The organism is Mycolicibacterium monacense (assembly GCF_010731575.1).
In the GTDB taxonomy this organism is placed as follows: Bacteria; Actinomycetota; Actinomycetes; order Mycobacteriales; family Mycobacteriaceae; genus Mycobacterium; species Mycobacterium monacense.
Genome location: NZ_AP022617.1, coordinates 4865300 through 4884337 on the forward strand (window position 1 = coordinate 4865300; position 19038 = coordinate 4884337).

The 19038-nt window shown below is 63.3% G+C and carries 11 protein-coding genes and 1 pseudogene; 4 read left to right on the forward strand and 8 right to left on the reverse strand.

The annotated features are described in order from the left end of the window. Positions 1 to 350: 350 nt before the first annotated feature. The 3 genes from G6N49_RS23230 to G6N49_RS23240 form a co-directional block, all read right to left on the reverse strand. On the reverse strand, positions 351 to 2135 hold the full coding sequence (locus tag G6N49_RS23230; RefSeq protein ID WP_083044499.1) for a hypothetical protein: 1785 nt from the start codon (positions 2133 to 2135) through the stop codon (positions 351 to 353). After that, a complete protein-coding gene (locus G6N49_RS23235; protein ID WP_083044498.1) occupies positions 2132 to 3238 on the reverse strand; it encodes a hypothetical protein in 1107 nt (368 codons plus the stop codon). The genes G6N49_RS23230 and G6N49_RS23235 overlap by 4 nt, the downstream gene beginning before the upstream one ends. Before the next feature lie 953 nt (positions 3239 to 4191). After that, a complete protein-coding gene (locus G6N49_RS23240; protein ID WP_163647431.1) occupies positions 4192 to 4365 on the reverse strand; it encodes a hypothetical protein in 174 nt (57 codons plus the stop codon). A gap of 386 nt (positions 4366 to 4751) precedes the next feature. On the opposite strand from G6N49_RS23240, the gene G6N49_RS23245 reads away from it, so the two are divergent. The 3 genes and pseudogenes from G6N49_RS23245 (at position 4752) to G6N49_RS23255 (ending at position 8404) form a co-directional block, all read left to right on the forward strand. Then, positions 4752 to 5018, forward strand: a complete 267-nt coding sequence (locus tag G6N49_RS23245) for a hypothetical protein (RefSeq protein ID WP_024445172.1) — start codon at positions 4752 to 4754, stop codon at positions 5016 to 5018. 499 nt (positions 5019 to 5517) lie between these two features. Further along, entirely contained in the window at positions 5518 to 6951 is a 1434-nt protein-coding gene (locus G6N49_RS23250; RefSeq protein WP_133056637.1) for a hypothetical protein, read from the forward strand. Between the two features lie 226 nt (positions 6952 to 7177). Beyond that, positions 7178 to 8404 (forward strand): annotated as a pseudogene (locus G6N49_RS23255) (IS3 family transposase). 18 nt (positions 8405 to 8422) lie between these two features. Here G6N49_RS23255 and G6N49_RS23260 read toward each other — a convergent pair. The 5 genes from G6N49_RS23260 to G6N49_RS23280 are packed head-to-tail and all read right to left on the reverse strand — an operon-like array spanning position 8423 to position 17444. Further along, a complete protein-coding gene (locus G6N49_RS23260) occupies positions 8423 to 11671 on the reverse strand; it encodes a type I restriction endonuclease subunit R (protein ID WP_083045639.1) in 3249 nt (1082 codons plus the stop codon). Beyond that, the gene (locus G6N49_RS23265; protein ID WP_083045640.1) at positions 11668 to 12771 is read right to left on the reverse strand and encodes a 5'-nucleotidase; all 1104 of its coding nucleotides are present in this window, start codon (positions 12769 to 12771) and stop codon (positions 11668 to 11670) included. Before G6N49_RS23265 ends, G6N49_RS23260 begins: the two co-directional genes overlap by 4 nt. Continuing rightward, positions 12772 to 13899, reverse strand: coding sequence for a restriction endonuclease subunit S (locus tag G6N49_RS23270; protein ID WP_099962231.1), 1128 nt, complete (start codon positions 13897 to 13899; stop codon positions 12772 to 12774). Positions 13900 to 13945: 46 nt separating this feature from the next. Beyond that, a complete protein-coding gene (locus G6N49_RS23275; protein WP_083045642.1) occupies positions 13946 to 15571 on the reverse strand; it encodes a class I SAM-dependent DNA methyltransferase in 1626 nt (541 codons plus the stop codon). 10 nt (positions 15572 to 15581) lie between these two features. Further along, a complete protein-coding gene (locus G6N49_RS23280; protein ID WP_083045643.1) occupies positions 15582 to 17444 on the reverse strand; it encodes a hypothetical protein in 1863 nt (620 codons plus the stop codon). Positions 17445 to 17610: 166 nt separating this feature from the next. Between G6N49_RS23280 and G6N49_RS23285 the strand changes: the two genes are divergently transcribed. Further along, positions 17611 to 19032 (forward strand): hypothetical protein, encoded by a 1422-nt coding sequence (locus G6N49_RS23285; RefSeq protein WP_024445165.1) that lies wholly within the window; start codon positions 17611 to 17613, stop codon positions 19030 to 19032. Positions 19033 to 19038 lie beyond the last annotated feature (6 nt).

The window sequence follows — 19038 nt, forward strand, 5'->3', positions numbered from 1 at the left end:
TCGTGACCTCTGCGCCTGCGGTTCATGAACCGCTCGCTGTGGGCGGTTCAGTTGTGCTGGTCAGTATGGGTTTCTGCGGTCGCTTCCACTGGGTTTTACGGGTTTGTCCACAGCCTTTTCCGATGCGCAGAGGCCGATCTGCCTGGGCGTCGTTAAGGCTGGTGAGCCTCGCGTCGGCCTGCGGGATCGGCTGATTGTCGCAAGCTGAGGAACGCGGGCCAACGTTGCGATGCGGGTCCCGCCCGAAGTTGCTGTATCGGGCCGAAATTTCCACAACCTTTTTCGCGTCGAACACACCAATAGGCGGGCTGACCGAAGGTGCCAGCCCGCCTACCTGCGAGAAGGATTTGTCAGCTGCGTCGGGGCATCGGTGTGGGTGGGTGTCCGAGGTCGGCGGCAAGTTGGCGCAGCCGGATGTCGATGGCTTCGGTGCGCCGCATCTTGGGGTCGTGGTTCTGTTGGGCGCGGATGTTGACCGTTGCGGCGGCCAGCGCGGTAGCGATCTTGATCATCGGCGTCCTGCGCGGCCCGGTGGTCAGTGAGTCCAGGCCGGCGACGTGGCGAGACTTGAGCTGGCTGAATCGTTGTTCGGTGAGTGCTCGGGCGGCTTCGAAGTAGAGGGTGTGCTCCCAAGAGCCGGGGACGAGGTCCCATTGGGCCATCTTGAGCTGGCCGTCGGTGAGGTAGACGGTGATGCTGGAGTTGCTACAGCATGCCATGGCGTCAGCAGGCCAGTCCGGTTCGGCCATCGGCAGTCCGGTGACCTCGGTGTGCATCGATTCAGGTTTGTGCGGGCACATGACTGTCCCCAGTGCTGCCGGGCAGACTTGCCGGATCTTGACCCGCCTCGGTGGTGTGGCGGCGATGGCTGGCCGACCGAATCGGCAGTCAGCCATTACAGCCCGTGAGTGCAGCCCCATCAGGAAGGGATAGATGGCTTGCAGGCGGCGATCGTGGGTTCCGAAATTGTCTTGTGCAAGGAGTTCTTCGGTGCTGGGGGTGCGGTGGCCGGTGATCCGTTTGATCACCGCGGGACAGTAGAACGCGCCTGCGTACTGCAGGGGTCCGGGTTCGGGCCCGTCGGGAGCACCCGGCGGTGAGGCGCTCGGGTATTCGACGGTCCAGTGTTTCGGGTAGCGCACCACCGGTGAGAAGCCGTGTTTGAGCATGAGTTCGGCGAATCCGTTCTTGGGGTTGTAACCCATGTCGGCGGTGAGCAGCGGTCGCCGGGATCGGCCACTCCTACTTGCGCTACGACCATCGACACCGTTGCGGCGAGCGTGGGTCAACGCGGTCGCTAGGCCCTCGACGCTGCCGCTGGTCGGGGCGTGGACGTCCATGCCGACGAACAGGGCGGGCTGGGCGTGCAAGGCGTCGCGGCGCGCGACCCGGGACACGAAGGTGGCTCCGATGCCGAACCCGCTGGGTTTGATCTCTCCTGGGATGCCGGGTTGTTTGATTTGGCCGCGCTTGTCGCGGGCCCAGTACCGCGCTACCGAGGATGCTCCACGGTAGCGCTCTGGACGGGTGCCCAACATGCCGTCGGGTGCCGCGGTGTTGATGATTGTTTCGTCGACAACGACGTCGCCGTGGCAGTCGGTCGGGGCGGCGGCCCTGATCGACCCGTAGAGCAGATCGTTGATCACGGCGGTTAGTCGTTGATCGGCCAGGGCGCTGCGGACGTGGTCGTCGGGGCTGCGGGCGTGTAGGCGGGCGGCGTATTCGGCGTTGGTCATCCGCCGGGCGGGCAGATCTGAGTCAGGGTCCAGGGGTTGCATGCGCAAGCTCCAGAACCGGTGGAAGCGCTTGTACTCGGTGACTGCCATGGTGCTGATGGCGGTGCAGTCTTGTCCTGCCATACCGACCGCGGCGAGCTGATCGGCGCTGAATTCGCCGAGGGTGTCCATCGTGCCCCGCAGACTGTACGGGCGCCCGATGATGAACCGCACCAGCAGCGCGACGAACACCCCGGTCACGGTGTAGGAGATTCCCGCGCATTTGCGGCCACCGGGCTGCACGGTGTCGCGCCAGTAGTCTTCGATGCTCTGTGCTGCACCAGATTTCACGATAACCTCCAGCGCAGTGGCGAACACGTCATCGGCGATCGTGCACAGCTGCTGTCGGTTACGGATCATCGCCGCGCCTCGTCGAGGATGGTGATGGCGTGGCGCAGCTTGTACTGGGTCACCAGGCTGCGTTCATCGACAAGGATCCGCAGTTCGCAGAGGTCGGCGAGTTGTTGCAGCAGCACCGCCGGGACGCGTTCAGCCAGGTCCAACACCCACCGATTGCGCAACGCAACCGGATCGATGGTGGGGTGGCCGTGGCTGCGCAATTGCTCACCGACCCGGTTGACGATATTGCGCTCAGCGGCCACGGCGTGTGGGGCCAAGACGAGGCGGTCGCCGAGGCCTGCCGCAAGACCCACAAGCCGCGCACCGATCTCGCGGTCCCACACTGGCACCTGCCGCACACCCCCTCCAAGATTCGGCAACGCCACAATCGCGACCGCACGCCCGTCGACGGTGGTGGTCGTGATCGCGGTGCCCCGCAGGCTCCGGAAGTCAGCTGGCCGAGCACCCGCACCGTAGCTGAGGTCCAGCAGTGCCTGCGTCCGTTGCGACAGGCGTGCCGGCAGCCGCGGGATCAGCGTCCGCAGGCGTTCGATCTCGGCATGGCTAGCCACCGGATGGCGCGGGCGCCCTGGCTGATTCGTGCCGGTCTTTCGGGGGGGGAACTGTTGGGGGTGCAAACGCCGGCCCGTGCGGTAGAGGATGTAGCGGCGTTGGTCAGCCGATCGCTTGCTGGCGGTGGCAGTGGCGGCCAAGTGCTCGTCGACGTTGGCCCGGGTAAACGCCCGTACCGGGTCGACCACATCGCCGAACGCCGCCCACACCAGAAACCGCGCGACGTGGCCCACGTCTTTGCGGTCTTGTTCTGCGCTGGTGAACGGCACCTGACAGCGCAGCGTGGCCGCCGCCACGATGGCCGCCCGCGCCACCTCCGGATCATCGGCACCGACGGTCTGGCGCAGCAGTGTATCCAGCCGGTCATGCTCTGACGGTGGCAGCGCGGGGAGCTGCCTCACCGCGGATCGAGCGACGAGCATCGTTGTCTTCGCCGCTGACTCCGCGGCGGGACCGTGAGCAGCCGCCTGAGGGCTGACCGGCTGGCTGGCAGCGATGGTCATCTTCTTAAACCGCGCCATCAGCGGGCCGTCCTCGGCCTGAATGACCAACAGTCGCAAGCTGGTCCGCCTGCACGGTTTCGGTGAGCCGCCTTCGCGCCCAGCCACCTGGCCCCCAGGATTCGGTCGAGGCAATCCGGCGTGGAAAGTTGACAGGATTCTTCGTACGCGGTGGAATACACCTATCCCTCCTTGAGGGGTCTAGAGCCGTCAGACTCTTGATGAACGCCGAAGCTGGGTTGCCCCCCAGCTTTTGGCATTTCTGGGCTCGGCAAAGCCGAGCAAGGTGAATGTTCGCGTTTCGGCGCGAGAACCGTTTAAGAGCTACCTATTCGGGCGTCCTTCCCTTGATTGCGGTCGTCGTGAAGCGGCCCCGCCTACGTCCTGTCTGCCGATGCCGGCGAGTCCGCGCCAGAGCACTGCGTGGAACTGGTATCTGTTTGGTGAGGCAGTGCCCCGGCAAGAAGACGCTCCCCCGTTTGGGATAACGTCAGACTTTGGGCATCGGCATAGTCATAGATTCGGGCTGCCAGCTCCGGGGTTAAGCTGAACTCCACGCGCACACGCTCGCGGCGTTTCATCACCGGTCGAGCCATCGCAAACCACCTCTGCCGTGGGGTCCGGATCACTCCGGAGAAGGCCGAAAGATCTCGTGGCGCGAATATAGCCGAACATTGGCTACACCCGTTTCTGGCAATATCGATCTGCACTGTAATCCGTTGCTTCTCAAGAGCTTTGGGTTCTATATCGGCATGCGGATTTCGGGGGCCGATATAGGTAAACACGTTGTGCGAAAGCATATTTCGTGTAGATTCTGCGGACGATCCGATCGTGCGCGCTGCACGGAATCTCTACCCCAACAGAAAGAAAGCGCCGCTCGGCGTGTCGTCGGCGCACGCGACGATCGCGATGTGCTCGGATGGCATCGCGACCGAATGAGTGGCTGTCGTCGCGTCACCGACTCGCAGGACGAAGCACTCTGGCGACCGACACGTCAGCTAGTGCTACCGCCAGGCGCCTTCCATAATCGCCGGATCAACGACATCGGCTGCAGCCGTCGCCGCCCTATCGAGATCCTCAACAGTCAGCCCATAAATGTATCCAGCATCCACGTCTAAACGCTGACGCAGGTCGTCGTCTGATAGCTCGGAGACCCGCTCGGCCGATGGATCTGTCATCTGAACGCCCTCACGAAACCGACGGTGCTGCGGCGCGCAGGCCGGCTAATCAAGGAGTTGCCACTACCACGGCAACGAGCTTGCACAATGCTCGCCTTCGAGCAACGATGCCCTGTGATAGTCCCTGTCGGCACCGCGAACGGGTGGGCTGGCCGTAGGAGGGCAACCAGCAATGAAATTCCAAGACCGCGGTAGCGCCTACCTCGATCGAATGCTGGCCGATCCCAAGCGCGCTGAACGCGTCGCCCGGATCCGCCAACAGATGCACGCTGACGATTGCGCTTATCGAGCTGATCAGGAAGCAATGCAGGACTAGTGGCACCTCGCCGCAGGCGCGGGGTAGGGCGGAGCGGGTCTGCTTAGGTACCGCGGAGCATGCCGCTCAAGTGGGCGAATTCTGGGCCTATCGCGTCCGACGTATCGAGGAGGTCGTGCAGGTCGACGTCCTGAAGCTGGGGACACAGCGGCCATCACGGGTGCTGGTCCGATGGGTCGATGAGACCTTCGAGGGTCGTCAGGAGTGGGTGCCGCCGGCGCGGCTGAAGGTCCGTTGGGATGGTGTTGATGCGTTCCGGGCGTACGGCCAGATGGGACACGATGCTTTGGAGACCGGTCCGTCCACCGGGCCGCTGAGGAGGTCTTCGACGCCGTGATGCCTATGCGGTGGGATTTGGGCGGAAGTCCCCGAAGGGCTGTCGGCAAAGAACGAAGCCACGGATCCGGATCCCCGCCAATGGCGCCGGGCGGCGTCGTGTCTGCGCGTGTGGGCGTGTCTAACGGTTTGAGTATCCAAACCGCGCCGGATGTGAGATCGTTCTGTTATAGGTGCGTGTGACTGATGGGACTAGAGTGACTGATGCGATTTTGGTGAATCGCAGATGTGACTGCTAGCGCGTAGCGGGGTACCTACCAGGGCATATGGGTAGAGGATTTACACTCGTCGTATCCAGGGGGCTTCGGATGAAGGACAACAGCCAGAAATGACCCAACCAGCTAGCAATCCCGCAGAGAGCAGGCTGCGTGAACGGCTTGAGAAGCACGGGAGCCGCGGAATCGTGAAGGTTACATCCGCCGAGGGTGCTGCCGTCTCGCGGGAGACTGCGTCGAAGCTGGTTCCCGCTAGTTAGGACGGCTAGTCGGGGGACCGGGGCGGTGGATCTACCAGGTGACCTCCCGCAGTGGCCTGCGTGTAAGCCGCTGGGAAAGTACTTCCACAGCCTGCTCTCAGATCCGGGCTGGGTGCGACGACGGGTCGAGACCGTCGAAGTAATCAATACGGTGCGCTTCGAACGTGCGGTCTCACTGGATATCGATGTCGATGACCTTGCGAAGCGGGCGACCGATTCCGGTGTTTCCGATGTCACGAATCTCTACGTTCCCATCGCCTCCTTCAAGAAACGGCTGCTGATCGATTTTGACGTCGTGGACCAAGATGGCCAAACGATGTCTCTGGTGACTAGTGACGAAGACAGCCATGCTGCGCTCGCGATGCTCTTGGCAACCGCGGAAGGCAGTGGCATAGATCCGTCGAGGCTGAGTTCCGGCGCGCTGCAGAAACTTCACGACATTGTTCGTCATCCGGCCTCGACCGAAGACGCGGCAGTGATTGCGCGCGCGAGCCGCTCGTCAGGTCGGCTGGAAGTACCGGGTTGGCAACTCAAGCCGGGCTACAACGTCACCGACGCCGACATCAAATTCTGGCGGGAGACCTTATTCGCCGATGCCGGCTTCGTAAGCCGGATCGCTGAGTTCACCACGCAGTACATGCCGATAATCAGCGTCAGACGTGACCGAACGCCGACCATCGTGAAGTACCGGACCATCGAGAGCGAGCCAGCCGCGGACTTCGATAAGTGGACCATGGCTGAGCGTTTGGGTTGGAACGAGATCTACATCGGGATCGAGACGCCCAGTATCGGCCGTGCGCAGCGCGAGCATGTTCGCATTTCCTCCCCCGGCGGCGTCTTCGCGGTGAGCGTCGATGTCGCGGTGGCGGAAACGCTCGACTCCGGCCCACTCACGCCACAGCCATCAGGAAGCGAGTTCACAGGCCGCGTCACGCCGGAACGCGCCTTGGTCTATACGTCTGGACGGCAGAGTTCGGATCTGCACCAGGTAATCGTCGGGATTCGACCAACCATTACAGGGTTTAGGACGCCAGCGTTGATTGGCACGCTGCTAAGCGCCCTAGTTCTGGTCGGCGGGGCGGTTGGGCAGTGGACCGGGAACGTTCTAGGCAAAATCGTCGATCACAGCACAGATCCGGCGGTTGCCATCCTGATTGTCATCCCCTCACTGATTGCGGCCTACGTCGTCAGGGAGGGCGAACATGAGGTCAGATCGAAGCTTCTGTCTGTACCTCGGGCCGTCGTGATGTTGACGTCAGGGCTCACATTCGTTGCCGCTGCTGCCACTATTGCGCAGTTCAGCGGGCACATTCTGGCGATTGTTTGGATCGCGTGTGGGGCGGTATGCATCATCGCATTGCTCTACCTCTGGGCCGTATGCGCACGAATAGACAACCACCACAAACGAATCGTCGCTACGAGCAATTCTCAGAGTAGTCAACCTATCTACAAGCTCTGATTGCCGAAGTAGGACTTTCCCCTCGCCCTCGGGCAGTACCGACCTCTCGTGCGTCAACTCAATCGGCGCTCCTCGGCGTGAAAATGGAGCATCCGCCGCAGAATCACGATCGGCTTGCGGTCAGCTCAAGGGTGCTCACCCTTCCGACACGCCTGGGACTTGACCCCGTGTGTTGGACACGCTCAATCCCAGGAATGTGCTGGGGGAAGCGAGATGATCCAACCCGATGGCAAGGAAAAATTACCCCGATGAGTTCAAGCGTGACGCGGTCGCGCTCTACCGGGACACCGAGGGCGCGACGATCGCCCAGATCGCTGCCGAGCTCGGTGTCAGCGAGGCCACGCTCTCGGCGTGGTGCAAGTCGGCCGGGGTGCCGATTCGGCACCGCCGCGGTGTCGTAGTGGCCGAGCCTGTGCCAGGGGCCGAGAGCCCTGAGCAGGAGCTGGCCCGCCTCCGCAGTGAGGTCAAGGCGTTACGCGCCACCGAGGCGCGGTTGTCCACCGAGCGTGACATCTTGCGGTCGGCGGCCAAATATTTCGCCGGGGAGACGAACTGGTGAGCCGCTTTCAGTTTGTCGCCGACCACCTGCACGCCTTCGAGGTGAAGTGGCTCTGCGCAGTCGTCGAGGTTGCGCGTTCGTCGTTCTACGCGTGGTTGGCCGGTGCTGACGGACGAGCGGCCCGTCGGGCTGCTGACGAGGCGCTGGCCGAGCGTATCCGCGCCGTCCACGACGAGGACAACACCTACGGGCGCCGCGGATCACCGCCGAGCTCAACGACGGTGCGCCCGAGGGGCAGCGGGTCAACCACAAGCGGGTGGCTCGGGTGATGCGCGGCGCCGGGATCGCCGGTTATCGACGCCGACGTCGGGTCAAGACGACCGTGGCGGACCCGGCGAACCAGAAGGTCCCCGACCTGCTCAAACGCGATTTCACCGCCGCGCAGGTCAACACCCGTTACGTCGGCGACATCACCTACTTGCCATTGGCGACCGGCGCCAACCTGTACCTGGCCACCGTGATCGACTGCTGTTCACGGCGGGTCGCCGGGTGGGCGATCGCCGATCACATGCGCACCGAACTGGTCATCGATGCGCTCAAAGCCGCTGCTGCACTGCGGGTTCACTGGCTGGTGCAATATTCCATGCAGATCATGGAAGTCAGTACACCTCACGGGATTTCGCGAATCTCTGCCGCGATCTGGGGGTCGTCCAGTCGATGGGTGCGGTGGGGTCAAGTGCCGATAACGCGTTGGCCGAATCGTTCAACGCCGCCCTCAAGCGCGAGATTCTGCAAGACCGTGCCTGCTGGCCGGACGCGGCGATCTGCCGCCGTGAGGTCTTTCGGTGGCTGGCCCGCTACAACACCACACGACGGCACTCCTACTGCCGTCATTCCAGCCCCGCGACCTACGAAAGGAACCTGACACCGGCTACGCTGCCCGAAGCCGCATAACCACAAATCCCGTGTCCACTACATGGGGGCAAGGCCCCCTCGACCCTGGGAATGTGTTGATGCCGAGCCGGGCGACTGCCTTGAAGCCGATGCCGCCGCTTCCGCGTAACCCGGCGCCAGCGCCTCCATCTGCTCGATCACCAACTTGATCGCCGCCGGCTGCTTGTCTGGCGGGTACTTGTACTTCACCAGCAGTCGCTTGATCGACGAGCGCAGCTTGGCCCGAACGTCATCGCGCACGGTCCAGTCGGTCTTGGTGTCGCGCTGCATGACGCCAACGAGCTCGCGGGCGATCTGCGCCAGCACGTCCTCACCTTGCAGTTCGACGGCGGAGTCGTTCTGCGCGACGGCGTCGTAGAACGCCAGTTCGTCATGCGATAACGGCGGACTGAAGTGCGCCCCCCGATTCCCTTCGGCGGCAACCTCTTTGGCCATCTCAATCAACTCGGCGATCACCTCGGCCGAGGTGAGCTGCTGGTTGGTGTACCGCCGCATCAGGTTGGTGAGACGTTCGGAGAACGCCCTCTGCCGTACCACGTTGCTCTTGGTGGCACGTACCGCTTCTTCGGTGATCACGGCGCGCAGCGCCTCGATCGCCAGGTGCGGGTTGCCCGCGGCGGCGGCCTTGGTCTCGAACTCCGGAGTGAGATCGGACAGCGAGGGCTTCGGCAGCCCCGCCGCGTCGTAGATGTCGACGATGCCGTCGGAGGCCGTGGAGTCATACACCAGTGATTCGAGCATCCGCCGGATCGCCTCCGGTACCGGCTTTCCGGAGGCCTGCCGGTCATTGGCGTCGAACTTGGCCATCCACACCCGGACCTCTTCGTAAAATTTGGCGGTCGGGCGCAGTGCATCGAGCGTCTGGCTGCCGGCGCACAGCGACCAGGCCCGCGAGAGCTGATTGGCCAAGGTGCGGAACCGGTCTCCGAGCGTCGCCTCCCCCTCGGGGACCTGGTTTCCGGCGGTTGCCGGTGAGCGCAGGTAATTTGTCAGCCCCACGGCGGCCTTCATCCAGCCATGCGGCTGAGCCACTTTGGATCGCCAGTCGTATTCGCTGCACAGCGCGTCCAGCTGGGCGATCAGCGTCTCGGTCAGCGCGACAGCCTCGTCGATGTTCTTGCCGACGGGCTTCTCTTTCCGATCGGTCTGGGTGTACTCGGCCAGCGCCTTGTTCAGGTTCTCGACCAGTGGCGCGTAGGCGACCAGCAGACCGTTGGGCTTCTCCCGGAAGGTGCGGTTCACGCGGGCCAGCGTCTGCATGAGCAGCGCGCCCTTCAGGGGGCGGTCGAGGTAGAGGGTGTGCAACGGTGGCGCGTCGAACCCGGTCAGCAGCATGTCCTTGACGAGCACGATCTGCAGTTCGTCATCGGGATCGCGCAGTCGCTGTTGGATGGTCTTGTTCTGTGCGTCGCGGCGAACGTGCTTGCCCACCAGGCCCTGGTCCTTGGCGCTTCCCGAGTAGACGACCTTGATGACACCCTTGTCGACGGCGTCGTCGTGCCATTCGGGTTTGAGTTTGATGATCTCTTCGTAGAGTTGGGCACAGATCTCACGGGTGGCGCCGACGATGAATGCCTTGCCCGGGCAGGAGATGAATTTCCGCATCTCGGCCGAGCGGGCTTCCCAGTGCTCCACGATGTCGCGTGCCAGTGCCGCGAGCCGATCGGGTGCGCCGTACACGGCGTTGATGACGGCCACCGACTTCTCGATCTGATCACGCTCGACGTCGTCGAGTCCGGAGGTCACCTCATCGGCCGCCTTATCGAGATCGTCCTCGGTGACGCCCGCGGCGAGAGAGACCTTGATCAGCCGGGGCTCGAAATACACCGGCACCGTGGCTTTGTCGTTGACGGCGCGAGTCAGGTCGTAGACGTCGATGTCGGGGCCGAACACCTCGCGGGTGTCACGGTCGGCGTCGGCGATCGGGGTGCCGGTGAAGGCGATGTATACCGCGTTGGGCAACGCGTCGCGGATGTGCCGGGCGTAGCCGTCGAGGTCGTCGTAGTGGCTGCGGTGCGCTTCGTCGACGACGACGATGAGGTTGCGGCGGTCAGTCAGCAGCGGATGGTCGGCGCCGGCTTCGCGTTCGGCCTTGGATAGGCCGAACTTCTGCAGCGTGGTGAAGTAGATCCCTCCCGTGGAACGGTTCGACAGTTCATCGCGCAGCTGGGCCCGACTGGTGACCTTGATCGGCGATTCGCCCAGAAGCCTTGAGCGGTCGAAGGTTGCATAGAGTTGGCCATCGAGGTCTTTGCGGTCGGTGACGACGATGACGGTGGGGTTCTTGAGCTTGGGTTGTTGGGCCACCAGGTGGGTGTAGAGCTCCATCTCCATGGATTTGCCGGAACCCTGCGTGTGCCAGACAACACCGGCCTTGCCGTTGCTTTCGGCGGCCACCACCGTCGAGCCGACCGCCTTGGTGACGGCAAAGTACTGGTGCGGCTTGGCGATCCGTTTGATCAGACCGTCTGCGCCGGCGTCGAATGCGGTGAAGTTTCGGACCAGCTGAAGGAATCGTTCGGGGTTGAACAGGCCGTCGATCAAGTACTCGAGTTCGGTACCCAGGTGCACGTCGTCAACCGGTTCGCCGAAGGTCACCGGCTTGCCGTCGTCGTCGACGTTCCATGGGGCGTAGTGCTCCAGCGGGGTGAACGGGGTGCCGTAGCGCGCGGTGATGCCGTCACTGATGACGTTGAGCACCGCGAACCGGAAGGCCATCGGAAACTCGCGCAGGTAGGTGGCGAATTGCGCGTGCGCGCCGGGCAGGTCGGCGTATTTGGAGCCGGCTTGCTTGAGTTCGAAGAACGCGATCGGCATCCCGTTGAGATAGAGCACGATGTCGAAACGGCGGTCGTACTCGGCGGAGCGGACGGTGACCTGCTGCACGGCCAGGAGTTCGTTCTCCTCAGGCCGGTGGCTGATCAGCCGAATCGTCGGGTTCTGTTCGATGCCATCGGAATCCACATAGCTGATGCCCCGGTAGCCGCTGACCAGGTATTGGTGCAGCCGGTAGTTCTCGGCGATGGCATCCTGGGATGACGGCTGCAGGATCGCCGCACGGGCTTGTTCGAGGTATTCGCCGGGCACCTCGGGGTTGAGTTCGCGCATCTTGGTCAGCAGTCGCTCGGGCAGCACCAGCTCGTCCCAGCTGGTGCGACCGTTCTCGATGCCCGGTGCGATGACGGAACCGTTGAGCGGCAACCACTCTTGCTGCGCAAGCGTCTCCAGTGCGACGGATTCCCATTCGGCTTCACTGAATTCGCTCATTGGTGTCCCTCTGCTGGGTTGGGATCGGCGGCGAGTTCGGCCCCGAGTTCGGCGATGGTCGGCAGGCTGGATTCGAGGTCGTCGGGCAGTTCTTCGGTGATGGCCACCATCTGGGGGTCGACTAGCGGAGGAAACGCGATGTCGGCTGTCGGCACCACGTCGTCAGCCGAGTCCTGCACATTGGCAACGCCATAGGGAATGTGGACCCCAGCGATGTGTTCAAGCGCGCTATCGAGATGTTGCTGCTGATCGTCGAAGAAAATATGCGGTCCGAGAACCTCGAGCACCCTCGACTTCTCGATACCTCCGAGAAAGAACGCGTCGTTGACGTTCACTCCCCAATCGCGCATCGAGTGAACTGCACGTTCGTGGGCCGGAGCATTTCGTGCCGTGATCAACGAGATGCGCAACCGAGGTACATACGACGGGTCAGCCGCCCGCCGCTCGTCCTCAAGAGTTTGGATGCGGTTCAGATCAGCGAGAAGCGGCTTCAGTAGTCCAGGTGCGAGCGGGACGTGGCTCTTGACGTCCTCATGCTCGAGGTAGTCCTCGATTAAATCCGCTTCCCGGTAGACCCGCTCGGACTCGTCGCTTGCCAAAACCCCATCGAAGTCAAACGCCACGCGAAGCGACGGATCAGCATCGTCGTACGTCGCCGTCGATGGCAGCACATGGCCTGCAGGGAGATCCCGCTTGATTGCCGCATCGACATCGTCGCGATCGGCGGTTAGGAACAGAGACATTTCGAATGCCTCGATGTATCCGTAGGGCGCCTGGCCCTGTGTGAATACCGATCGAGTAATCGGCAGCCCGTGCTTCCTGACCGAGCGCATAACCCGCAGTCCGGTCATCGGATCGTTGTGCGACAGGATGATCACCTCGACCAACGGATTGCCCGGCCGTAGGTCGTTGAGGTTCAAGAGTCGCCGAATGAAGGGGAAAGCGACTCCCGGTACGAGTGTCTGGTCGATCCGCTCGTCCTGATACGTCCGGTACTTGTCCTCTCCATGCTCGCGAAAGTAGGCGTCCGATTCCGTGAGATCGAACAGCGCGCTCGACGCGACGCCGACCACCAACTTGTCACTCAGTTCGTACGGCATCTACGTGGAGTCTCCAACGATCTGCTCAGCAGCCTTCACTGTGACCCTTCCGGACATGAGCAGCGGAAGAAGCTCGTCGCGAGTGGCTGCCAGCCGTAGATTCTCGACCTCAGCCGCGAGGGCAACTGACCACAAGGAACTCATAGTCGCATCGATACGTTCAACAGACTCCCGTCTCGCAATCGGTACAGGCTCGTCGAGATGCCGCCGTTGGATGTGACCCATGGTGGTGGCCTTATCGCTCGCAATAGCTTTGAACTCAGCGAGCTTTGAACGTATCGCTTGGTTCACCAACCACATTGGATAGTCGGGCTTCGGAATCACCTTGAAGATGTGCTGATTCACGATTGCCTCCGGCCGGTACCATCGCGCAACGGTCAGCGATCCAGACCAGGCAAAGAGCAAGTCCCCGGGGCGAACCAAATGCTCCTCAGGAACCTCGATATCGTTGTACACCGTCGAGGAACCGATTCCTGAATTAAGTTCCGCGATCCGCACCACGACGCGACCGGTGCCGGTCGCACCTTTCGTGAAGGCTCGGCCATTCACGAAGTTTGCGAGTTGAGACAGCGGCACTAGCTGTCCACCAAATGTGGCCTCGTTCCATACTGATCTGGCCAGCGTATCTGCGCTCTCCAACACCCGTTCGTTCGCCGCAATCTTCTCGTCGAGTGCACCCAGTACTTCCGCAATCGCTCGCTGCACAGGTATCGACGGAAGGCTCACAACGACGCGCAGCTGGTCTCGGAGACTGAAGTAAGGCGCCATGTCGGTACCAAACGCTAACTGCCGAAGCTGCGTCGAAAACTCCCTACTACGTGCCCAGTAGTACAAGTATCCGCTGTCAATCTGAGCACGGTCTACAACGCGCCAATAGCTAAGATGGGGCGAGTAGACAAAGCTGGGAGCATTGTCAGGAACTCGGCCCACCCGGCCGATGCTGTTCCCCTTAGTTGTAATGACCAAGTCACCAGCTTCGCCGAGCTTGCCATCGACGCGGGCATCTTGGTCAAATGCGTCCAGTCCTGCCCAGCTAAACCCGTTGTCCGACAAAGCTCCCGCCCTCAAGAACAACGGTCCGCCACCGCGCAACTCCTCGACCTTTGCCCTGTAGCCGTCTCCGATCACTAGCGCTCCGTCAGCCACTAGTGCGCCCGTCGTGCGGGGTAGCCATTCACCCACCGATCCGCTCCAACTGCTCCCGAACCACCTTCTCCAACCGCGCCGACTCGTCAAACGCTGCAAGCAGTTCCGTTTTCAATCGCGCGATCTTCTCGTCGATCGGCTCGCCGTCGTCCACGGCCGCCGCGGAACCCACGTAGCGCCCCGGCGTTAGTGCATAGTCGGCAGCCTTGATATCGGCCAGCGTCGCCGACTTGCAGAAGCCCGGAATATCCTCGTAAACAACACCCTTCGATGCCGCCGACACCGAGCCGCGCCAGGCATGATATTTGTCGCCGATCTCAACGATCTCCTTGTCGGACAGTGCCCGCTCTGCTCGGTCCACCATGTCGCCCATTCCACGAGCATCGATGAACAACACCTGTCCGGATCGGTCGATCGAGCCCTGCTTACCGGCGGTCTTGTCCTTGGCGAAGAACCACACGCACACCGGGATTCCGGTGCTGCGGAACAGCTGGGTGGGCAGCGCGATCATGCACGACACCAGATCGGCTTCCACGATCTGGGCCCGAATATCGCCCTCGCCGTTGGAGTTCGACGACATCGACCCATTGGCCATCACCACGCCGGCCTTGCCGCCCGGCGCCAGCTTGTACAGGATGTGCTGGATCCAGGCGTAGTTGGCGTTGTTGGCCGGCGGCACACCGAAGCGCCAGCGGGCATCCTCCTCGTTGCGGGCCCAGTCCTTGATATTGAACGGCGGATTGGCCAGCACGTAATCCATCTGGACATCGGGATGTTGATCCCGGGCGAAGGTATCACCCCAGCGTGCACCCAAGCCCTTGTTGTCGATGCCGTGGATGGCCAGGTTCATCTTGGCCATCCGCCAGGTCTCCTCGATGGACTCCTGACCGTAGACGGCAATCTCTTTCGGGTCACCATCGTGCTCATAGATGAACTTCTCGGTCTGCACGAACATGCCGCCCGATCCGCAGCACGGGTCATACACCCGCCCGCGCGAGGGCTCCAGCACCTCGACGATCACCTTCACCACGCTCGGCGGGGTGAAGAACTCACCGCCCCGCTTTCCCTCCGCGCGGGCGAAGTTGCCGAGGAAGTACTCGTAAACCTCGCCCATCAGGTCGCGCGCTCGGCCGTCGCCCTGGCGGCTGAACCGGGCGCTGTTGAACAGGTCGATCAGTTCACCCAACCGGCGCTGATCGATGTTGTCCTTGTTGTACAGCCGCGGCAATGTGCCCTGCAATGTCGGGTTGGCCTTCATCACGGCGTCCATGGCCTCGTCGATCAACTGCCCGATGTTCTTCGCGGGTTCACCACCGGAGGCCGGCAAGCCTTTGGCGTTCTCGGCCAGGAACTTCCACCGCGCACCCGGCGGCACGACGAACACCCCGTACCCCTGATACTCCTCGGGGTCCTCGATCAACTCCTCGATCTGGTCAGCATCCAGACCGTCGGCCTCCAACTCCGTCCGGATCGCCTCCCGACGCTCGTCATAGGCATCCGAGACATACTTCAGGAACACCAGACCCAGGATCACGTCCTTGTACTGGCTCGCGGATAACGATCCACGCAGTTTGTCGGCGGCCTTCCACAGGGTGTCCTTGAGCTCCTTCATAGTCGAAGGAGCCTGTGGCTCAGCATTTTTGCTCGGTGGCATCGGTGGCCTTTCAGTGGTCCGCCGCGGCGACGCCGGGCGTGGTGGGTTGCGCGTCGAGGGTCAGGGCGCCCGCGGCGACCCCGTCGATCAGCGCCGTCTTCAGTTCTCTGGCCGCATCGAGTCGGCGGCGAGTCTCGGCCTCGAACTGTTCGACATCACCGAGCGCTGCCTCCAACCGCGCGGCTTCGTCCGCGGCCATCTCCGGGACCGTCCAGGTCGGCCATTCCGAGCCTGCGGTGGCGGTTTCGTTGATGACGGCGGCAAGAACCCGCGGACCGAAGTCCGCCGTGCGGCCCAGGCGCAGGATGCGAGCAGGTGCGGCCACCATCGCACCACCCAGCGCATCCACCCACGCCTGCGGTTGCGGACTCTCCACGAAGACGACGTCCCCGGGCTCGGTCCGCGTCGAACGCGGGTAAAGCTGTTCAGCATCAACCGGATCCAAAGCAATCCGATCATCGGCGGGCAGAACACGAACAGTTCCCCCAAGTGTGGCGTGCGCGAGGTCAATTCGGTTACCGCGTTTGAGGGCCAGCTTGCCCTCGTCGCGCAGCTCACCCAAAGACCGGTACCGCAGCTTCAGCCTGCCGGGAGAGGGTTCGACCAGCACATCGACCGGGCGCACTGGCGAGGTGGTCGTCAACGTCGCGGCGTGCACCCGCTCCACGTGGCTGCCCCTGTCCGCCGAACTCAGCCGCACTGCCCGGGTGCCTCGTGGGACAAACGGTCCGCCAGCCAATACCCCGGCACGGTCGATCCGGCGGGCGTAACGGAAAGCCCGCAGGTCTGTCTGCGCGAGCCCGGCAGCGATATCGGCGGCGAAGTCGCCGAGGTCTGGCTCAGACACCGCAGCCAGGTCGGTGACACAAGGCCGCTGCTCATCGGCACCACCCAGACACACCCACAATGCCAGGTTCTGCCGATGCGCCTCCCGCCAGAATCCACGCGGAAGCCGCACGGCAGCAACAACATTGCCGACACGAAGCACATCGGCTCGCCGGCGCTGCAGTTCCCCCGCCAACGTGTCCGCCAGTGCCGCCGCCGGCCCGACGAAAATGCCGATTCGGCCCGGCTCCAGTCCGAGAACCAGATCGTCGGCACAGTCGAGCGTCTGCCCTGCGTCGAGTCCCACAGCTGACACGAAGTTCAGCACGCCGCTCCCGGATCTCCCCACGGCAGTGCCAGCGATCACCGCCCGGCGCCGCACCGCCCGGCTATCGGAAACCACGGCAAGCCCGGATTCGGCAGCCACCGACAAGGACATCCGGCTCCCGTCGGTGCGCAACGTTATTTCCTCGGCACCGAGGAAAACCGAGCATTCGGTCACCACCCGGGCCAGGAGCGTGACGGCGTCGGCGGTCAGTTCACGTAGCGCGAGTTCCCGCTGCAGCCGGCCACGCTCGATCCGCATCAGCGCGTCGGGCAGACCGAAGGAAGCTTCGACAAGGTCGTCGACGTACTCTAACGTCGCCGCGGCCGGCTCGATCGACTGGATCTCACTGCACACACAGCTGTCCTCCGGGTCGAACTCCGCGGCCAGCCGGGACCTGTCCGCCAGGGTGGTGCCGGCGAGTTCCGCCCCGGTGAGCGCGCGCCACGCCAGCAGCACAACAAGCACCTCGATGTCCACGTCATCGGGGACGGCGATGGCGGCGACGTCGTAGTCGGCGTCGGCGTTCTTGCCGCGGCCAGTGCGTTTGAGGTAGTCCACCACTTCGCCGGGTGCGAAGCGCTCAATGCCATCGATATGACCGACCGGGCTGGGAAACGGCACCAATTCGCCGCGAACGCGTGGGCGGTTACGCCACATGCTAACGACGGGGCGCTGTACGTTGGCGAGGTCGGCCACGTCCTGCAACGTCAGCGAACGCATGGCTGGCCTCCCTTCATCCGGTCCCACGGTAGGCAATGGGTCCACGTCGAGCAATTGCGTTTACTGATAAGCGGCCTTATCAGTGATTCTTGTTGTCGGCTTTCGGTCTGGCTGTGAATCTCGATGGCATCCGCCGCATCCGCGGCCCGACCTACGAGGAGCACCCATGACCGACCACAAAGGCGCCCACCTGGGCCCCGACCAGAACACCCTCGTGATCCACCAGCTGACGGTCCAGGACAAGGACGTCGCCCGGGAGGCGCAGCGCTGGACCACCGGCGAGCGCGGCGACATCGTCGACGATCCGCAGGCTCTCGCTGATGCAGACCTGTCCAGCTTCGTCACCGAAGCCGTCAAGATTGGCGCCCACGCGCTGTCGGCCACCGGTCAGTCCCAGGACTCGCGCGCCATCGAGCGAATGATCAAGGAGGTCGGCGAGAAGACCGCGGCGACCTCGACCCAGGCCGCCGAACTCACCGCGACCGCCGTCAAGGACGCCGGCAAAACCGTGACCAAAGCCGCCGAGGACGCCAAGAAGGCGATCATCGAAGCCGACCAGACCAGCCGCAAAGAGTTCACCGAGTCGGTCGCTGCCGCCAAGAACGCACTGACCGCCGAAGTGCGCAAGATCTTCGCCGGTGACAGCCCAGAGCTGCTGGAAAAGCTTGCGCCGCTGCTGGAGAAGTTCAGCACCGAACTCGACGCGAAGAGCTCCGCGAGCATCACCGAGGTCGTCACCAAGGCAGTCAAGCAGTTCGACCCCACCGACCCGACCTCACCGATGGCCAAGCACACCGCGGGCTTGGAACTCCGTCAACAACAGCTGACCGAACTGATGGGCAAGAACCACGAATCGCTCACGCAGAAGATCGACGAGATTGGCACCGCGCTCAAAGTTCAGGAGGCCCGCACCACGTTGAGCAAGGTCACCCCGATCAAGGGCGACACCTTCGAAACCCAGGTCAATGCCGTGCTGTCCGGCATCGCTACCGGACTGGGCGATGAATACACCGACACCCGCGCGATCGTCGGGCACCTGCCACGCTCCAAGAAGGGCGACGGATTGCTCACGGTCGACGGTGGCACTGCCCGCGTGGTGATCGAAATGACGGACTCGGCCCGCGGGGGTTGGGCCGAGTACCTGGACGAGGCCGAGCGCAACCGCCACGCGGCGGCGTCGCTCGGCCTCGTCCGAACCCCCGAGCAGAACGCGGGTCAGTCGATTCGCGTCATCGGTTCACGACGCATCGTGCTTGCGTTCGACCCGACGACCGATGACGGCGACCTGATCCGCACCGTGCTCATGCTGCTGCGAGCCGCGGCGATTGCGGCGAGTACCCGCCGCGGTGCCGAGCAGCTGTCCACCGCCGAGGAGAAGATCTCCGAGGCCGTCGCGCAACTGGACCGCATCGATGACATCAAGAAGGCCGCCGGCTCCATCCACAAGAACGCCGAGAAGATCGAAACGGGCTGCACCGCAGTCACGTCCGGAATCAATCGGCTGCTCTCCGAGGCGCTGGCCGCGTTGGCCGACGCGCAAGCCGTCGGCGACGGTATCGCCGACACGTCCGGCGACACCGCCGCCTGATCCCCT

What these genes read in the sequence shown, in the direction of transcription:
- G6N49_RS23265 (WP_083045640.1), bottom strand. Translation starts at nt 12,771, where the DNA reads ATGCCGTACGAACTGAGTGACAAGTTGGTGGTCGGCGTCGCGTCGAGC.
- G6N49_RS23240 (WP_163647431.1), bottom strand. Translation starts at nt 4,365, where the DNA reads ATGACAGATCCATCGGCCGAGCGGGTCTCCGAGCTATCAGACGACGAC.
- G6N49_RS23260 (WP_083045639.1), bottom strand. Translation starts at nt 11,671, where the DNA reads ATGAGCGAATTCAGTGAAGCCGAATGGGAATCCGTCGCACTGGAGACG.
- G6N49_RS23285 (WP_024445165.1), top strand. Translation starts at nt 17,611, where the DNA reads ATGACCGACCACAAAGGCGCCCACCTGGGCCCCGACCAGAACACCCTC.
- G6N49_RS23275 (WP_083045642.1), bottom strand. Translation starts at nt 15,571, where the DNA reads ATGCCACCGAGCAAAAATGCTGAGCCACAGGCTCCTTCGACTATGAAG.
- G6N49_RS23230 (WP_083044499.1), bottom strand. Translation starts at nt 2,135, where the DNA reads ATGATCCGTAACCGACAGCAGCTGTGCACGATCGCCGATGACGTGTTC.
- G6N49_RS23280 (WP_083045643.1), bottom strand. Translation starts at nt 17,444, where the DNA reads ATGCGTTCGCTGACGTTGCAGGACGTGGCCGACCTCGCCAACGTACAG.